This is a genomic window from Pseudidiomarina taiwanensis, from assembly GCF_003987435.1.
GTDB classification, from domain to species: Bacteria; Pseudomonadota; Gammaproteobacteria; order Enterobacterales; family Alteromonadaceae; genus Pseudidiomarina; species Pseudidiomarina taiwanensis.
This window is the reverse complement of record NZ_PIQG01000001.1, coordinates 646,315-662,965: the sequence shown is the minus strand read 5'-3', so window position 1 is coordinate 662,965 and position 16,651 is coordinate 646,315. Positions and strand designations below refer to the sequence as shown.

Sequence of the window (16,651 nt, the reverse complement as noted above, 5' to 3'; positions counted from 1 at the left end):
CGCTCCTTACATCCGGAACACGCCGAAGCGAGTTGCTTCAATCGGCGCATTATTGGCGGCGGCGAGACTTAAGCCGAGCACGTCGCGAGTCTGCGCTGGGTCTATAATACCGTCATCCCACAACCGCGCTGAGGCATAGTAGGGGTGCCCCTGGCGCTCGTATTGATCAATAATCGGTTGTTTCAGGGCTTGCTCTTGCTCAGCGCTGAACTCTTTCCCTTGGCGACGAAGATTATCACCTGTTACTTGCGCCATAACACCCGCGGCTTGCTCACCGCCCATCACTGAAATTCGTGCATTCGGCCACATAAACATTAAGGTTGGATCGTAAGCACGGCCACACATGCCGTAGTTACCGGCCCCATAACTGCCACCAATTAACACGGTAAACTTAGGTACTTGGGCGCAACTGACGGCGGTCACCATTTTGGCTCCGTGTTTGGCAATGCCCTCGGCCTCGTATTTTTTCCCAACCATGAAGCCAGTGATGTTTTGCAGGAATACCAACGGAATTTTTCGTTGCGCGCAGAGCTCGATAAAGTGAGCGCCTTTTTGCGCAGACTCTGAGAACAAAATGCCATTGTTGGCGACGATTCCGACCGGGTAGCCGTGAATCCGCGCAAAGCCGGTAACCAAGGTCGTGCCATAGTTTTGTTTGAATTCGTCAAAATCTGAGTCATCAACAATGCGAGCGATGACTTCGTGAACGTCGTACGGCTTGCGTAAATCGGTGCCAACGATCCCATAAAGTTCATCGGCAGGGTAGCGCGGTGGCTTTACAGCGCTGGGTTGCAAAGGTTGCGCGGGCTGAAAGTTAAGGCGAGCAATAGAGCGTCGAGCCAGTGCGAGCGCATGTTCATCGTTACTGGCATAATGATCGGCAACGCCAGAAATACGAGTATGCACATCGGCTCCACCGAGCTCTTCGGCGCTGACTTCTTCACCGGTCGCTGCTTTGACCAGAGGTGGCCCAGCAAGAAAAATAGTGCCTTGCTCTTTAACGATAATTGATTCATCAGCCATAGCCGGGACATACGCACCACCGGCAGTACAAAGGCCCATGACCACCGCAATCTGCGGAATTCCTTGCGCTGACATATTGGCCTGATTAAAGAAAATCCGGCCAAAATGGTCGCGATCTGGGAACACCTCATCTTGGCGGGGGAGGTTGGCACCGCCCGAATCAACCAGATAAATACACGGCAAACGGCAACGTGCCGCTATGTCTTGAGCGCGCAGGTGCTTTTTAACAGTCAGCGGGTAGTAAGTTCCACCTTTTACCGTGGCATCGTTAGCGATGATCATGCACTGCACACCTTCGACGGTTCCGATACCAGCCACAACGCCTGCCGCAGGGACATCTTCCTCATAACATTCGAAACCAGCGAACTGACCGATTTCAAGAAACGCTGAGCCGCTATCTAAAAGCTTATCGATACGCTGCCGAGGGAGCAGTTTACCGCGGGCGAGATGACGCTCTTGATATTTCGGACCACCACCTTGTTGGATCACTGCGAGCTTAGCGCGCAGGTCATCCACGACCGCAGTCATCGCCTCATGGTTGGCAATGAAGGTCGCATCATTGGGGTTGACTGTTGATTTAAGCACTGTCACGAGATTTTACTCCTACAGTTAAGCTGATTCGGTGAAAAGTTCACGTCCGATAAGCATTCGGCGGATTTCTGAGGTGCCCGCGCCAATCTCATAGAGTTTCGCATCACGTAATAAGCGCCCGGTTGGGTATTCGTTAATATAGCCGTTACCGCCGAGCAATTGAATCGCATCGAGGGCTAACTGGGTAGCCAGCTCTGCTGCATATAAAATTGCGCCGGCCGCGTCTTTACGGGTTGTTTCACCGCGATCACATGCTTGTGCCACCGCATAAACGTAAGCCCGTGCAGCGTTGGTGCGGGTATACATATCGGCAATCTTGCCTTGTACTAACTGGAATTCACCGATGGCCTTACCGAATTGCTGGCGTTCGTGGACGTAAGGAACACACACATCAAGGCACGCCTGCATAATACCGGTTGGGCCTGCCGCTAATACTGCGCGCTCGTAATCTAAGCCGCTCATGAGTACTTCAACGCCGTGGTCGACTTTACCTAAGACATTTTCGACAGGCACCTTACAATCTTGGAACACTAACTCACAGGTATTTGAACCACGCATACCGAGCTTGTCGAGTTTCTGAGCCGTGCTAAAACCAGGGAAATCTTTTTCGATAATAAATGCAGTAATCCCGCGCGAATTTTTCTCTGGTGAAGTTTTCGCATAGACCACCAACACATCAGCATTTGGACCATTGGTGATCCACATTTTATTGCCATTCAAAACGTAATGATCACCTTGTAGCTCTGCGCGTAACTTCATGCTCACTACATCGGAGCCAGCATTCGGTTCACTCATAGCAAGTGCGCCAACATGCTCACCCGAGCAGAGTTTCGGGAGATACTTTGATTTTTGTTCATGGTTACCGTTACGCGCGATTTGGTTCACGCAAAGGTTTGAGTGTGCACCGTAACTGAGACCAACTGATGCAGAGGCTCGGCTAATCTCTTCCATCGCCACCACGTGTTCGAGGTAACCCAAACCAGAACCGCCATACTCTTCGTCAACGGTAATACCCAGTAGACCAAGGTCACCGAATTTGCGCCATAGATCGGCGGGAAAGTCATTTTTTTCATCGATTTCGGCAGCACGAGGAGCGATTTCTTCGCGTGCAAACGCGTTGACGGTTTCCCGAATCATGTCGGCAGTTTCGCCAAGGCCAAAGTTAAACGTGGTGTATTGACTGATCATAAAAGACTCCTATTTGGACACTGCGGGATCTGACGTGTCTGGGTGATTAAGCTCACGCAATTCAGCACGACATCTCTCCTCCAAGTTGCCGAGTTCGACTAATAACACTTTAATATCTTCGAGTTGTTGTTTGAGTGACATACGTTTGTCATCAATCAACTCCAAGACTGTATGTAATTGGCGTACGCTACTGTTTTCCATATCGTACAAATCAAACAGACGCTTGGTTTCAGCGAGTGAAAAGCCAAGTCGTTTGCCGCGCAAAATCAATTTCAAGCGAACCCGATCTTTGTTGCTGTACAAGCGATGCTGCCCCTGTCTAGCAGGTGCGAGTAAACCCTGATCCTCATAAAAGCGGATACTGCGAGTGGTAATGTCAAATTCACGGGCGAGTTCGCCGATACTAAAGGTTGTTTGCGTCATGTTTTACTTGCATCTCAGTAGCTTTGAGCGGTAAGCTTAATGCAAGTTTACGTTAACGTAAAGGTAAGAGTTCATTTGGCTATCGAACATTGCCTGAAATTGAGGAGTTTTTATGTCTGAAGCAATCGTCATTGTTGCCGCAAAGCGCACCCCAATGGGTGGATTTCAGGGCGCGTTGAGCCCACTTGCGGCAACTGAACTCGGCGCAGAAGCGATTAAGGCTGCGGTGGCCGAGAGTGGCCTAGCCGCCGAGCAAGTGACTGAAGTGATTATGGGGAATGTACTTCCAGCAGGGCTCCGTCAAGCCCCGGCTCGACAAGCCACTTTGCATGCAGGGCTGCCGTTAAGCGCAGGTGCAACCACGATTAACAAAGTCTGTGGCTCTGGCTTAAAAGCGGTCATGCTAGGGCACGATTTGCTCAAAGTCGGCTCAACTGATGTGGTGGTTGCCGGTGGTATGGAGAGTATGTCGAATGCTCCATATTTGCTGGATAAAGCGCGTGCAGGTCATCGCATGGGGCATGGCCAAGTTTACGACCATATGATGCTGGATGGGTTGGAAGATGCCTATGAAGGTAAAGCCATGGGAACTTACGCACAAGCGACGGCCGACCAGTATAAGTTAAGCCGAGAAGCGATGGATGAGTTTGCCTTGGCAAGCTTGTCACGGGCGAATCAAGCGATTGCAAGCGGTGCCTTTAGTGCTGAAATCAGCCCCGTAACCATCGCCACTCGTAAGGGCGATGTTACGGTCGCAACGGATGAGCAACCCGGTAAGGCAATGCCAGAAAAGATTCCATCATTACGTCCCGCGTTTGCGAAAGACGGTACCATTACTGCAGCGAACTCGAGCTCGATTTCAGATGGAGCCGCAGCGCTTGTGTTGATGCGAGAGAGCGATGCTAAAGCGCAAGGCGCAACGATTCTGGCGCGTATTGTTGGGCATGCGACGCATTCACGCGCACCGGCAGAATTCACCATTGCTCCAGTTGGTGCAATGCAAAGCCTGTTAGAAAAATGCCAGTGGCAGGTCGCGGACGTTGATTTGTGGGAAATCAACGAGGCATTTGCGATGGTGACCATGTTAGCGATGCAAGAAATGCACATCGATCACGCCAAGGTCAACGTTAATGGTGGTGCTTGTGCGTTGGGTCATCCAATTGGCGCAAGTGGCGCGCGCTTGCTGGTTACCTTAGTACATGCACTGAAACAGCGTGGTTTAAAGCGCGGTGTAACATCACTTTGTATCGGTGGCGGTGAAGCCGTTGCTTTGGCAATCGAAACGGTTTAGGCGCGACTTCGGTGCGCAAGTTGGAGTGCGCCGAGTAATAACAAAGCACCGATAATCAGGCGCAGCCAATCGGTGCTTTGTTGCCAAATCAAGACGTTGACCAATAATCCGGCTGGAATCAGCATATTATTCATGGTCGCGAGTTGGGCTGTATTGACGCGTTTGGTGGCGCTGTTCCAGGCGATATAGCCGAGCCCAGAAGCGACCAGACCAAGCCAGCCTAACACCGCCCATTGGCCGTTCGTTTGGGGTAGCTTGCTGAGGTTACCGAACAGTAGAAATGCCGCGGCAGCGACAATGCTGGCGCCAATAAAAAATAGCGCAAAAGCATGCAGTTGATTACGTTGGCTGCCCAGTGGAAGATGCTTGTAGGCCACTTGCCCAAGGGCAAAACATATATTCGCGGCTTGGATTAAGAGAAAACCAAGCCAGAAGTCCTGACTTAAATTGTCATAGCGGATCACCAAGGCGCCAACGACCGCTAACAAGGTCGCCCACCACCAGCCAGGCGGTAACCCGGAACGGCGATAAATAAAGCGCTCACATAGGGTGATATAGAGCGGCGTAAAGACGGTAAAGAGGAGAACTTCTGGCACACTCAAGTACAAGAATGAGTGATAAAAGAATAAATACATAAAACCGATTTGGACCGCGCCAATAATGGCGAGCTTGAGTTGAATTCGGGCTGGAAATCGGTTGGGTCGGTAGAAAGGTAAGAGCAGTAATAGCGCCAGTAGCATGCGTGTTAAAACGGCAAAATAGCCATCAACCTGGCCGGCCAAGAATTCGCCAATAAGTGAGAAGCTAAAGGCCCATAAGAGAGTGACGGCCCATAAGGTTGCCATAAGGTTTTGCCTGTATCTTAATGCGCTGATGAATAAGCGCTAGTGTAGCGGTTTTTAACCTTGAATAAAGGACTAAATACTGCTGTGAACCAATTGTGACAGCGGTGTTGTCGTTGATACGGCTGGTCTAATGTATTCTGCGCCATAAATCTGCTTAAATGTGCGCACTTAATTTGTTAGGCGTCACGCGCGCTAAACTAAACATTTACCAATTCGCTGGAATTGGCAAACGAGGAAGTAAGCATGAGTAAAAATGTCCCACTCTTTATTGATGGTGAATTCGTTCAATCACAAGCAACGCAATGGATTGATGTGACGAATCCAGCGACGCAAGAAGTGATTGCGCGCACTCCATGTGCAACCCAAGCCGAAATGGAAGCTGCAGTTGCGAGCGCGAAAGCCGCCTTTTTGAAGTGGAAAGAAGTTCCAGTTTCTGAGCGGGCGCGGGTAATGATGCGCTATCAGGCATTGTTGAAAGAGCATCATGATGAGATCGCTGAAATCCTTGCCAGTGAAACCGGTAAAACGTTTGAAGATGCCAAGGGTGATGTGTGGCGTGGGATTGAAGTGGTTGAGCATGCGGCCAACATCCCTTCATTGCTGATGGGCGAGACAGTTGAGAATGTCGCGCGCGGCATTGACAGTTACAGCTACACCCAGCCTTTGGGCGTTTGCGCAGGAATCACCCCGTTTAACTTCCCAGCGATGATTCCACTATGGATGTTCCCTCTTGCAATTGCGTGCGGTAACACCTTTATTTTGAAGCCTTCAGAGCAAGATCCACTGACCCCGACACGGTTAGTTGAACTGTTCGAGCAAGCAGGCGCTCCAAAAGGTGTCTTGCAAGTGATTCATGGCGCTAAAGACCAAGTCGATTTTATTCTTGACGATCCAGCAATCAAGGCCATTTCGTTTGTCGGTTCAGTACCGGTTGGTCAATACATTTACCGCCGCGGCACTGAAAACATGAAGCGCGTGCAAGCCTTCGCTGGGGCGAAGAACCATTGTGTCATCATGCCTGATGCGAATAAGAGCCAAGTCATCAGTAACTTGGTTGGCGCCTCAGTAGGTGCGGCAGGCCAGCGTTGTATGGCGATTTCAGTAGCCGTGTTCGTCGGCAGTGCGAAAGAGTGGATTCCTGAGGTTGCTGCAGAGCTGGCCAAAGTGAAGCCAGGCGCTTGGAACGATGCCAACGCCGCTTACGGCCCACTTATCAGCCCGCAAGCCAAGCAGCGAGTTGAAAACTTTATCACTCAAGGTGAGAAAGAGGGCGCTGAGCTGTTGGTCGATGGCCGTAATTGCCAGGTTGAAGGTTACCCTGATGGTAACTGGGTTGGCCCAACTATGTTCGGCAAGGTCACCACGGATATGGAAATCTATAAGAATGAGATTTTCGGTCCAGTGCTCTGTACTACCGAAGTTGAGTCACTCGAGCAAGCGATTGCGCTGGTTAATGCCAACCCATACGGCAATGGGACCTCAATCTTTACCGCAAGCGGGGCTGCCGCGCGTAAATATCAGCACGAAATTGAAGTGGGTCAAGTGGGAATCAATATCCCGATTCCGGTACCACTGCCATTCTTCTCATTCACTGGCTGGAAGGGTTCATTCTTCGGTGATTTGCATGCCTACGGTAAGCAAGCTGTGCGGTTCTACTCAGAAACTAAAACCATCACAGCGCGTTGGTTTGAGAGCGATATTGCCGACGCAAATGGTCCGAACATGACCATCCACCTGAAATAAGTTGTACGGAGCGAAGGTAACGCTATGGATTTCAATTTATCAGATGATCAACAAGCCTTTGTCGATACGGCCAAGGCGTTTGCGGAAAACGAATTAGCACCTTATGCCGCGAAGTGGGATGAAGAGTCACACTTCCCAATCGAGGTGTTCCGTAAAGCCGGTGAGATGGGTTTTATGGGCATGTATACCCCAGAAGAGGCAGGTGGCTTTGGGATGAGTCGACTCGACTCAGCTTTGATTTTTGAGCAACTTGCGATGGGCTGTACGGCGACGACCGCAATGATGACCATTCACAACATGGTCACCTGGATGATCGGTTCTTTTGCGCAAGCAGAAGTGATCGAGGAGTGGGTTCCGGAGCTGGTGAGCGGTGAAAAACTTGGCTCATATTGCTTAACCGAGCCGGGCTCAGGTTCTGATGCTGCAAGTATGCGCAGTACCGCTCGCAAAGAGGGCGATGAGTACGTCATCAACGGCTCAAAAATGTTCATTTCAGGTGCCGGTAGCACTGATGTCTTAGTGGTGATGGCGCGCACTGGAGAAGCAGGGCCAAAGGGTGTTTCGGCCTTTGTGGTTCCAGCGGATAGTGCGGGTATTCATTACGGTAAAAAAGAAGAGAAAATGGGCTGGAATGCTCAACCAACTCGTTTGGTGACCTTCGAGGATGTGCGCATCCCAGCGAAAAATCTACTTGGCCAAGAAGGCGAAGGCTTTAAATTCGCTATGATGGGGCTCGATGGCGGCCGTATTAATATTGCGGTGTGCTCAGTTGGAACCGCGCAAGCTGCACTCAATACTGCCAAAGCTTACATGCAAGAGCGGACCCAATTTGGTAAGCCACTGGCAGCGTTTCAAGCGCTTCAATTCAAATTGGCTGATATGGCCACTGAACTTGTTGCCGCCCGCCAGATGGTGCGCTTGGCTGCATTTAAAGTGGATAGCAATGATGCGGATAAAACCACATATTGCGCTATGGCAAAACGCTTTGCCACAGATGTGGGCTTTCAAGTCTGTAACGAAGCACTGCAAATTCATGGTGGCTATGGCTATATCAAAGAGTATCCATTAGAGCGCCATGTTCGCGACGTTCGGGTTCACCAGATTTTAGAGGGGACCAACGAAATCATGCGAGTGATTATCGGGCGGCGGTTATTAGCGGACCTCGATCGCGACATCCTCTAAGGAGCAGCATCATGGAAGCAGTTGTTTTATTTGAAGAGATAAAGACCCAATCGGGCCATAAAATTGGCCTGGCAACGCTGAACTCAGAGAAGTCATTAAACGCTTTAAGCTTAGCCATGATTCAGCGTTTACAACCGCAACTAGATGCATGGGCTGATGATGCAGAAATCGTCGCAGTCATGCTGCGTGGCGCGGGTGAAAAAGCGTTCTGTGCCGGTGGTGATATCGTCGCCATGTACAATGCTATGGTCGATAAGCCAGGTATTTTGGTCGATGAGGTCGCGGACTTTTTTGGCCAAGAATATCGCCTTGATTACACCATTCATCGTTATCCGAAGCCGTTTATCCTGTGGGGGCATGGGATTGTGATGGGCGGCGGCATGGGGCTGATGAATGGCGCTTCTCACCGCGTGGTCACTGAGCGTTCATTGTTAGCTATGCCCGAAATTTCGATTGGTCTCTATCCGGATGTCGGAGCAACCCACTTTTTAAACAAAATGCCGCAAGGCTGTGGGCTGTTCTTAGGGCTGACCGGTGCACATATTAATGCAACGGATGCGTTATACCTGGATTTGGCCGATCACTTTATTACAGCGGATCAATTTCAGCCGTTGCTAGAGCGTCTCACAACTGCTGATTGGAAAGCTGAAGAACAAGCGAATCGAGCCTTAGTGACTGCGGTCATGGCTGAATTTGAGTTGACCTGTAGCGCACAGAAGCCCGCGCCGCAGATTGAGCCTTTACAACCAACCTTAGCGCAGTTAACCCAAGCTGAAGACGTGACGGATGCGGTTGAACAGATTATCCACTATGAAACGGATAACCCATGGTTACAGCGCGCGCAAGCAACCTTGCGAGCCGGCTGCCCAATGACGGCTCACATCGTTTGGAATCAGCTGGCGCACGGCGCAGACTTAAGTTTAGCGGATTGTTTCCGTTTGGAACTCACCTTATCCGTGCAATGTTGTGTGCGAGGTGACTTTGCTGAAGGTATTCGTGCGCTGCTGATTGATAAGGATAAAAATCCTAACTGGCAACATGCGAGTATTGCTGAGGTTGATGCAGCGGATGTCGACGCATTTTTTACTTCCCCGTGGCAGGCGAGTGAACATCCGCTTGCTGACCTAGCCTAACAAGCGAGAAACCTATGGCGAACGTAGCATTTATTGGACTTGGAAATATGGGTGGGCCGATGGCCGCAAACCTAGCTAAGGCGGGCCACCAAGTACGCGTTTTTGATTTGAGTGAAAGCGCTTTAGCGCAAGCTGAAGCGCAGGGCTGTATTGCCTGTGCGAGTGCAGCTGATACCGTGGTAGATGTTGATTATGTCATCAGTATGTTGCCGGCAGATCATCATGTACTTGGGGTTTATCTGGGTGATCAGGGCCTTGCCGCGCAACTGCAAGCGGGTACTTTAGTGATCGATTGTAGTACGATCAGTGCGGAAACAGCACGCAATCTCGGTGCACAGTTGCAACAACATGGCTTGCGTTTTATCGATGCACCGGTATCAGGTGGCGTAGCCGGAGCGCAAGCGGGCACACTGACCTTTATTTGCGGTGGGGCAGCAGACGCTGTCGAAGAAGCCAAAGTTGTGCTTGAAGCCATGGGTAAAAATATCTTCCATGCGGGTGATACTGGAGCCGGACAAGTTGCGAAAATATGCAACAATATGCTGTTGTCGGTATTAATGGTGGGTACCTCGGAAGCATTGCAGCTTGGCCGTGCACATGGCTTAGATGAGCGGGTATTAAGCGAAATTATGTTGCAAAGTTCTGGTCGCAACTGGACCTTAGAAGTTTACAATCCGTGTCCTGGGGTGATGGAAAATGCACCTGCAAGTAAAGGCTATCAGGGGGGCTTCCTCGTTGACCTGATGGCAAAAGACTTAGGTCTTGCGCAACAAGCCGCCTTGGCAAGTGGTGCGATGACGCCGATGGGTTCACTCACTTTGAACCTTTATCGTAGTTGGTCGCAATTAGGTCACGGCCAGGAAGATTTTTCGAGTATCTTTAACTACGTTACGCCAAAAACCAAAGCATAAGGTAAGTAGTCAATTATGGAAATTAACAATAGCACGATAGTGATTACTGGTGGCGGGCAGGGGCTCGGTCGTTCGATGGCGGAAGACTTTGCTCGCTCAAATGCGCGCTTAGCACTCATTGATATGAATGCTGAGAGCCTTACTGAGGCAGGCAATGCTTGTCGCGAGTTAGGTGCGGCACAGGTGCAAACCTATGTGGCGAATGTCACCGACGAAAGCGCTGTGGAGCAAACTTTCGAGCAAATCGTGGCGGATTTTGGGGCGATTAATGTCTTGATTAACAACGCCGGTATTTTACGCGATGGCTTGTTGATTAAATTCAAAGATGGCGAGCTGACTCAGAAAATGCCACTGCAACAATTTCAGTCGGTGCTTGATGTGAACCTAACGGGAAGCTTTTTATGTGGACGTGAAGCCGCTGCACACATGGCCAAAGCGGGTAACGGTGGGGTTATCATCAATATTTCAAGTGTTGCCCGAGCAGGTAATATTGGCCAAACAAACTATGCCGCAACCAAAGCGGGTGTGGTTGCTATGACAGTGACTTGGGCGCGTGAATTGGGCCGCTATGGAATTCGTTGTGGGGCCATCGCTCCAGGATTCATCGAGACGCCTATGACCGCACAGATGAAGCCAGAAGCCATCGAACGTGCACTGAGTATGGTGCCGCTGCGGCGCTGGGGTCAGCCGAACGAGATCGCACACAGTGCGCGCTATATCATTGAAAATGACTTCTTTAGCGGGCGCGTGGTCGAAATCGACGGCGGCGTTCGGTTATAAGATCCATTGATGCGCAAACTGCCGCCGCTTAATGCATTGAAATCATTCGAAGCCGCTGCTCGGCATTTGAGTTTTACCCGAGCAGCGGATGAGTTGTTTGTCACCCAAGCAGCGGTCAGCCATCAGGTTAAAGGGCTGGAAGAATTCCTCGGAGTGAAATTGTTTTTGCGGCGTAACCGCAACTTACTTCTTACTCCCGAAGGGCAGAGTTACTACCTTGAATTAAAAGAAATTTTTGACCATATTGGGCAAGCCACCGAACGCTTGAAAAATGCGAGCGAGCGGGGTGATCTCACCATTTCATTACCGCCAAGCTTTGCTATCCTTTGGTTTGTACCGCGTTTGAGTCGGTTTCGTGAAGCCTATCCAGATATCGACGTACGGATCCGTGCAGTGGATGAGGTGGATGGCTCGCTGACGGATGATGTCGATGTCGCTATATACTACGGCGCAGGGAAATGGCCTGGTTTGCGTGCCTATAAGCTGCATAAAGAGTATCTGCTTCCGGTTTGTTCGCCACTGTTATTAAACGGTACCAAACCACTGCGTGAGCCCGCTGACTTATTGAACCATACCTTATTGCATGATGAGACGCGTAACGCTTGGAAGGATTGGTTTCGCTTAGTTGGTATCGATAAAGATAAAGGTGATAACGGGCCGATTTTTAGTCATTCAAATCTTGCCTTAAAAGCAGCTGTGCATGGACAAGGGATTGCTCTTGCGAACAATATTTTGGTCAAGCCTGAAATTGAGGCGGGTCATTTGATTCAAGTCTTTCCTGAAGTCCTCCCACGGACCAAAGCGTTTTATCTTGTCTGTCGTGAATCACAAGCTGACATTGGTAAAATTGCGACCTTCCGACGTTGGCTACTCGACGTTGTTGAAGAGGAAGAAGACGCCTATGAGTGAGTCGCTAGCGCGCAAGGAAAGCGCCAATCGAGTGGCGATCCAGCGAGATAATGAGGCAGGCAAGGTCCGTGTCGTGTTTGCCCATGGGGCTGGGGCCGGCTTACAGAGCGATTTTATGCAATATATTGCGCTCGGCTTGGCGATGCGTGATATCGAAGTGGTGCGTTTTAACTTCCCTTACTGGCAACAATTCATGGATTCAGGACGCCGCCGCCCGCCCAATCCAATGGCCCAGCTTGAACATGCGATGAGCAGTGTGGTTGAGCATTTTAAAGATGACAAACCACTGTTTTTGATGGGTAAATCACTCGGCGCGCGGGTCGCCTTTCGGATCGCCGACCAAGTTGGCGCGCACGGGGCAATTGCGCTTGGCTTTCCGTTTCACCCGATCGGTAAGCCGGACAAACTTCGGCTTACGGATTTACACAATCAATGCCCGCAAAACTGGATCATCCAAGGCGATCGTGATGCTTTTGGGCGACCTCATGAAGTGCGTGGCTATGCACTTCCCGAAAATGTGAAACTGGCGTGGTTACAAACGGGTGACCACAGCTTGATTCCTACAAAGCGCAGTGGCTTCGAAAAAACTCAATTGTGGCAAGCTGCGATCGATCATGTCGCTCAGTTCGTGCATAATAGCGCATTGTGATTGATTGTCTGAGTGAGAACCTGCGCCATGAGCGGAATAATTGCCTATTGTCGGGCTGGATTTGAGAATGATTGTGCCGCCGAATGGCAAGAAAAAAGTGCTGCGCTTGGGGTATATGGGTACTGTCAGGCGACTGCTCAACAAGGCTACGTCGTATTTCGCTGCCAAGTGGAAGAGGCCGACCATCTTGCCAAAAAGCTAGCCCTTACTGATTTGGTTTTCACACGCCAGTTTATCGTGATCTTAGCTGAACTTGATCAACTGCCAGTTGCTGATCGGGTGAGTCAAGTGCAGGTTGCTTTGCTTGATGAAGATTTACTTGCTGCTTTTGATACGGTTAAGCCAGCAGGTGAATTACGCGTCGAAGTCGCCGATACCAACAGTGGCAAAGAACTCTCAAAATTTGCGAAAAAATTCACGGTTCCACTCCGCCGTGGCTTGCGCCAAATCGAGTGGCTGACTGAGCGTGAATCAAGCCGTCGCCCCAGTTTACATGTATTTATTCTAGGTACTGATCACTTGGTTCTTGGCTATTCCTACAGCTTTAATCAATCGCCATGGCCGATGGGAATTTTACGGTTGCGGATGCCAAACGATGCACCAAGCCGCTCAACTCTCAAGTTAGACGAAGCGTTTCAAGTGTTTATCCCTGCTGGTGAACGCGAGCAGCGGGTGACATCTGGGATGAATGCAGTTGACCTCGGTGCCTCACCGGGCGGCTGGACCTATCAACTCGTGCGCCGTGGGATGATGGTGCAAGCTGTTGACAATGGCCCAATGGACGAAGCACTGATGGAATCAGGGCAGGTTCGTCATTTCCGCGAAGACGGTTTCAAATTCAAACCCAAAAAACGGAATATTACTTGGCTTGTATGCGATATGGTGGAAAAGCCGGACCGTGTGGCAATGCTGATGTGTGAATGGCTAGTTGAAGAGTATTGTAAGGAAGCAATTTTCAACTTGAAGTTGCCAATGAAGAAACGTTACCAAACAGTCTCTGAAAGTTTAGCGCTGATTAAGGAGACATTGGCTGAGTATGGTCATGGACGTTACCGAGTGAGCGCTAAACAGCTCTATCACGATCGCGAAGAGGTGACGGTTCACATTTACCGTGAACCGTCCTGACAAGCAAATTATCAAAGACGCTCAATCACTGCAGCCGTAAAGTCGGTGGTTGAGCCATTGCCGCCCAAATCGCGGGTGGTCCGATCGCCGCTTGCGATAACATCCGTCAATGCCGCCAGAATTCGTGCTGCGGGCTCTGGCATCTCTAGATACTCAAGCATTTGAATCGCCGCTAAAATGACCGAAGTAGGGTTGGCAATATTTTGCCCTGCGATATCAGGAGCAGAGCCGTGCACCGCCTCAAAAATGGCCGAGTTTTCTCCAATATTAGCGCCAGGAGCCATTCCTAGGCCACCGACTAAGCCGGCGCAGAGATCGGAAAGAATATCCCCAAACAAGTTGGTGGTAACGATCACATCGAACTGCTCAGGATTCATCACGAGTTTCATACAGACCGCGTCGACAATCATCTCGTCAGACTGAATGTCTGGGTATTCCGCAGCCACTTCACGTGCGACTTTGAGGAATAAGCCCGAAGTTGATTTGAGAATATTGGCTTTGTGCACTGTGGTTACTTTTTGACGACCTTCTCGACGTGCGAGTTCGTAGGCAAAGCGCACGATCCGCTCAGCACCGGTACGAGTGATTTTACTTAAGGCTTGCGCCTCGCTGCCATCATCACTGACGACTTGGCCAAGCCCTGAATACATGCCTTCGGTATTCTCTCGCACGGTAATAATATCGATATTTTCGTAACGCGCTTGGGTGCCTTTGAATGATTTCACTGGACGAACATTGGCATATAGCTCGAATTGTTTGCGCAGGCTCACATTAATCGAGGTAAAGCCCTCACCAACTGGAGTGGTGAGAGGTCCTTTTAGCGTGGCTCGGTTGCGGGCAATGGCATCGAGAGTTGATTGGGGCAAGAGCTCGCCAGTTTTCTCTAACGCAGTGAGACCTGCATCGGCATACTCATAGGCAAAGTCACAGCCTGCCGCGTTCAGAATGTCGACGGTTGCAGCGATAATGTCAGGGCCAATACCATCGCCGGGAATGACGGTGATTGTTGTAGTCATGGGGACGTCCTATTTACAAAGTGGGAGCGAAGACGACAAGCCCCCACGCACTAAACCAAAAGTGCGCGGAGTATAGCAAAGAGAAGCTTGGCGCTGATATTAAAACGATTGATATTCGCTATAAGCGTCCGCACCCCATGCGATCAGACGATCGTTTTGAAACAGCAGTGGGGTGCATTCATCACGAGTGGTAATCCCATCCGATTTGACATGGTGTGTGCGGTAAAATAACACCAATACATTGTCGCCATCGGCGGTTGATTTAGCTTCACTAAAGTCGGGTGAACCAAGCAATTGGATCACCTCGCTTTTGCTGGTGCCGAGATCAAACCGACCGATTTGTTTTAGGTTGAAGGTTTCTCGCTCTTGCCAGCTTAAACTCTCAGGGTCTGCTTCAAAGTAATACATCGCAATAGCGACCGCAGCATAGTAGAGACCAAAGCCAATAAGAACGATTTTCAACATTTTTGACACTGGTTTACTCCGTCACAACCCGATAACAAGGATGATAGACCGAACCTGGCAGTTTCATCCGTCCTTGTTCGACGAATGCCCGTAATAATACGTCGAGTTTCTTCATTAATTCGGGTTCGCCATGAATTTCAAACACGCCGTTTTCGCGAATTGCGCGGATCCCTTCATCTTTTACGTTCCCTGCCACAATCGCTGAGAAGGCACGGCGCAAATCGGCCGCTAAAGCAGGGCTTGGTTGATCACGATGCAAAGCAAGATTAGCAACATTGTGATGAGTCGGGTTAAACGGTCGTTGGAATGCTTCCTCGATATGCAAGGTCCAATTAAAGCTGTAGGAATCACCCACCTCACGACGATATTCTTTTACTTCTGCAACCCCTTGGCGCATTGCCACAGCAACTGCGCGCGGGTCATTGACGATAATTTGATACAGCTTGGTTGCTTCAGATCCTAAGGTGTCTTGGATGAAGGCATCAAGCGCGGCAAAGTAATCGGCACTCTCAGCTGGTCCAGTGAGCACCAGTGGGAATTTTTGCTCGGCGTTTTCAGGATGCATTAAGATCCCAAGAATATAGAGCAGTTCCTCTGCAGTACCGGCGCCACCTGGGAAAATCACGATACCATGAGCACAGCGAACGAAAGCTTCAAGGCGCTTTTCGATATCCGGCAAAATAACCAATTCGTTGACAATCGGGTTTGGTGGCTCTGCCGCGATGATGCCAGGCTCGGTAAAACCGAGATAGCGACCATCGTTGATGCGTTGCTTGGCGTGACCTATGGTTGCTCCTTTCATCGGACCTTTCATTGCGCCTGGGCCACAACCGGTACAAATATTTAAGTCGCGCAAGCCCAAGTGGTAACCAACTTCCTTGGTATATTTGTACTCAACCTCGTTAATTGAGTGCCCCCCCCAACAAACCACTACGTTAGGGTCCATGTTGGGTTGAACGACGTGGGCGTTACGGAGAATATCGAAGACCACGTGGGTGAGGGTATTGGTATCCGCGCTATCAAGGGTTTGCGCGTTGTAGCGCTCGCCGGTAAAAAGAATATCCCGTAACACGGATTCAACGAGCTCTTGCATCCCGATGATCAATTTGCCATCCACAAACGCTTCTGCAGGCGGGTTGATGAGCTCGAGTTGAACGCCACGCTCTGACTTAATCAGTTTGACGTCAAAGTCATGATATTTATTAAAAATTTCTTCACTGCTGTCAGTATTACTGCCGGCATTTAAGACCGCGAGGCAACAATTACGGAATAAGCGATAGAGTTGTTTGTCACTGCTTTCTTGCAATCTTGAAATTTCGAGTTGTGAGAGCAGACTCATGCTCCCACGTGGACTAATCGTTATATTCATTTATCTTC

General features: G+C 50.1%; 16 protein-coding genes. 9 read left to right on the top strand and 7 right to left on the bottom strand.

Annotation, left to right across the window (positions count from 1 at the left end; translation table 11 throughout):
* Positions 1 to 6: 6 nt before the first annotated feature.
* Genes CWI83_RS03150 through CWI83_RS03140 form a run of 3 tightly spaced genes read right to left on the bottom strand, consistent with a single transcriptional unit; the run spans position 7 to position 3,225 of the window.
* On the bottom strand, positions 7 to 1,614 hold the full coding sequence (locus CWI83_RS03150; RefSeq protein WP_198677232.1) for a carboxyl transferase domain-containing protein: 1,608 nt from the start codon (positions 1,612 to 1,614) through the stop codon (positions 7 to 9).
* 18 nt (positions 1,615 to 1,632) lie between these two features.
* Positions 1,633 to 2,802 carry an isovaleryl-CoA dehydrogenase gene (locus tag CWI83_RS03145; protein ID WP_126825584.1) on the bottom strand — a complete coding sequence of 390 codons (1,170 nt, stop codon included), beginning with the start codon at positions 2,800 to 2,802 and terminating at the stop codon, positions 1,633 to 1,635.
* A 9-nt stretch (positions 2,803 to 2,811) separates the two neighbouring features.
* The gene (locus CWI83_RS03140) at positions 2,812 to 3,225 is read right to left on the bottom strand and encodes a MerR family transcriptional regulator (protein WP_126825582.1); all 414 of its coding nucleotides are present in this window, start codon (positions 3,223 to 3,225) and stop codon (positions 2,812 to 2,814) included.
* Positions 3,226 to 3,337: 112 nt separating this feature from the next.
* Between CWI83_RS03140 and CWI83_RS03135 the strand changes: the two genes are divergently transcribed.
* The gene (locus CWI83_RS03135) at positions 3,338 to 4,516 is read left to right on the top strand and encodes an acetyl-CoA C-acyltransferase (RefSeq protein WP_126825580.1); all 1,179 of its coding nucleotides are present in this window, start codon (positions 3,338 to 3,340) and stop codon (positions 4,514 to 4,516) included.
* Here the strand turns inward: CWI83_RS03135 and CWI83_RS03130 are convergent.
* Positions 4,513 to 5,361 (bottom strand): EamA family transporter, encoded by an 849-nt coding sequence (locus CWI83_RS03130; protein WP_126825577.1) that lies wholly within the window; start codon positions 5,359 to 5,361, stop codon positions 4,513 to 4,515. The two genes, CWI83_RS03135 and CWI83_RS03130, sit on opposite strands and share 4 nt — an antisense overlap.
* Positions 5,362 to 5,604: 243 nt before the next feature.
* Here CWI83_RS03130 and CWI83_RS03125 point away from each other — a divergent pair, with 243 nt between their 5' ends.
* Genes CWI83_RS03125 through rlmM form a run of 8 tightly spaced genes read left to right on the top strand, consistent with a single transcriptional unit; the run spans position 5,605 to position 13,793 of the window.
* Positions 5,605 to 7,104 carry a CoA-acylating methylmalonate-semialdehyde dehydrogenase gene (locus tag CWI83_RS03125; RefSeq protein ID WP_126825574.1) on the top strand — a complete coding sequence of 500 codons (1,500 nt, stop codon included), beginning with the start codon at positions 5,605 to 5,607 and terminating at the stop codon, positions 7,102 to 7,104.
* A gap of 24 nt (positions 7,105 to 7,128) precedes the next feature.
* Positions 7,129 to 8,286, top strand: a complete 1,158-nt coding sequence (locus CWI83_RS03120) for an acyl-CoA dehydrogenase family protein (protein WP_126825572.1) — start codon at positions 7,129 to 7,131, stop codon at positions 8,284 to 8,286.
* A gap of 11 nt (positions 8,287 to 8,297) precedes the next feature.
* Positions 8,298 to 9,419 (top strand): enoyl-CoA hydratase/isomerase family protein, encoded by a 1,122-nt coding sequence (locus tag CWI83_RS03115; RefSeq protein WP_126825569.1) that lies wholly within the window; start codon positions 8,298 to 8,300, stop codon positions 9,417 to 9,419.
* Positions 9,420 to 9,433: 14 nt separating this feature from the next.
* Positions 9,434 to 10,330 carry a 3-hydroxyisobutyrate dehydrogenase gene (gene mmsB, locus CWI83_RS03110; protein ID WP_126825566.1) on the top strand — a complete coding sequence of 299 codons (897 nt, stop codon included), beginning with the start codon at positions 9,434 to 9,436 and terminating at the stop codon, positions 10,328 to 10,330.
* A 15-nt stretch (positions 10,331 to 10,345) separates the two neighbouring features.
* On the top strand, positions 10,346 to 11,110 hold the full coding sequence (locus tag CWI83_RS03105; RefSeq protein ID WP_126825563.1) for an SDR family oxidoreductase: 765 nt from the start codon (positions 10,346 to 10,348) through the stop codon (positions 11,108 to 11,110).
* Positions 11,111 to 11,119: 9 nt separating this feature from the next.
* A complete protein-coding gene (locus CWI83_RS03100) occupies positions 11,120 to 12,019 on the top strand; it encodes a transcriptional regulator GcvA (protein WP_126825561.1) in 900 nt (299 codons plus the stop codon).
* Positions 12,012 to 12,668 (top strand): alpha/beta family hydrolase, encoded by a 657-nt coding sequence (locus CWI83_RS03095; protein WP_126825558.1) that lies wholly within the window; start codon positions 12,012 to 12,014, stop codon positions 12,666 to 12,668. The genes CWI83_RS03100 and CWI83_RS03095 overlap by 8 nt, the downstream gene beginning before the upstream one ends.
* A gap of 27 nt (positions 12,669 to 12,695) precedes the next feature.
* Positions 12,696 to 13,793 carry a 23S rRNA (cytidine(2498)-2'-O)-methyltransferase RlmM gene (gene rlmM, locus CWI83_RS03090; RefSeq protein WP_126825555.1) on the top strand — a complete coding sequence of 366 codons (1,098 nt, stop codon included), beginning with the start codon at positions 12,696 to 12,698 and terminating at the stop codon, positions 13,791 to 13,793.
* Between the two features lie 11 nt (positions 13,794 to 13,804).
* On the opposite strand, the gene CWI83_RS03085 is transcribed toward rlmM, so the two are convergent.
* The 3 genes from CWI83_RS03085 to ppnN form a co-directional block, all read right to left on the bottom strand.
* Positions 13,805 to 14,809 carry an isocitrate dehydrogenase gene (locus CWI83_RS03085; protein WP_126825553.1) on the bottom strand — a complete coding sequence of 335 codons (1,005 nt, stop codon included), beginning with the start codon at positions 14,807 to 14,809 and terminating at the stop codon, positions 13,805 to 13,807.
* Between the two features lie 99 nt (positions 14,810 to 14,908).
* Positions 14,909 to 15,274, bottom strand: a complete 366-nt coding sequence (locus CWI83_RS03080; RefSeq protein ID WP_126826058.1) for a DUF3192 domain-containing protein — start codon at positions 15,272 to 15,274, stop codon at positions 14,909 to 14,911.
* A 13-nt stretch (positions 15,275 to 15,287) separates the two neighbouring features.
* Complete coding sequence (ppnN, locus tag CWI83_RS03075; protein ID WP_126825550.1) at positions 15,288 to 16,643, bottom strand: nucleotide 5'-monophosphate nucleosidase PpnN; 1,356 nt, start codon at positions 16,641 to 16,643, stop codon at positions 15,288 to 15,290.
* Positions 16,644 to 16,651 lie beyond the last annotated feature (8 nt).

Coding starts and splice junctions, on each gene's coding strand:
- CWI83_RS03145 (WP_126825584.1), bottom strand. CDS start 2,802: ATGATCAGTCAATACACCACGTTTAACTTTGGCCTTGGCGAAACTGCC.
- CWI83_RS03140 (WP_126825582.1), bottom strand. CDS start 3,225: ATGACGCAAACAACCTTTAGTATCGGCGAACTCGCCCGTGAATTTGAC.
- CWI83_RS03135 (WP_126825580.1), top strand. CDS start 3,338: ATGTCTGAAGCAATCGTCATTGTTGCCGCAAAGCGCACCCCAATGGGT.
- CWI83_RS03130 (WP_126825577.1), bottom strand. CDS start 5,361: ATGGCAACCTTATGGGCCGTCACTCTCTTATGGGCCTTTAGCTTCTCA.
- CWI83_RS03125 (WP_126825574.1), top strand. CDS start 5,605: ATGAGTAAAAATGTCCCACTCTTTATTGATGGTGAATTCGTTCAATCA.
- CWI83_RS03120 (WP_126825572.1), top strand. CDS start 7,129: ATGGATTTCAATTTATCAGATGATCAACAAGCCTTTGTCGATACGGCC.
- CWI83_RS03115 (WP_126825569.1), top strand. CDS start 8,298: ATGGAAGCAGTTGTTTTATTTGAAGAGATAAAGACCCAATCGGGCCAT.
- mmsB (WP_126825566.1), top strand. CDS start 9,434: ATGGCGAACGTAGCATTTATTGGACTTGGAAATATGGGTGGGCCGATG.
- CWI83_RS03105 (WP_126825563.1), top strand. CDS start 10,346: ATGGAAATTAACAATAGCACGATAGTGATTACTGGTGGCGGGCAGGGG.
- CWI83_RS03100 (WP_126825561.1), top strand. CDS start 11,120: ATGCGCAAACTGCCGCCGCTTAATGCATTGAAATCATTCGAAGCCGCT.
- CWI83_RS03095 (WP_126825558.1), top strand. CDS start 12,012: ATGAGTGAGTCGCTAGCGCGCAAGGAAAGCGCCAATCGAGTGGCGATC.
- rlmM (WP_126825555.1), top strand. CDS start 12,696: ATGAGCGGAATAATTGCCTATTGTCGGGCTGGATTTGAGAATGATTGT.
- CWI83_RS03085 (WP_126825553.1), bottom strand. CDS start 14,809: ATGACTACAACAATCACCGTCATTCCCGGCGATGGTATTGGCCCTGAC.
- CWI83_RS03080 (WP_126826058.1), bottom strand. CDS start 15,274: ATGTTGAAAATCGTTCTTATTGGCTTTGGTCTCTACTATGCTGCGGTC.
- ppnN (WP_126825550.1), bottom strand. CDS start 16,643: ATGAATATAACGATTAGTCCACGTGGGAGCATGAGTCTGCTCTCACAA.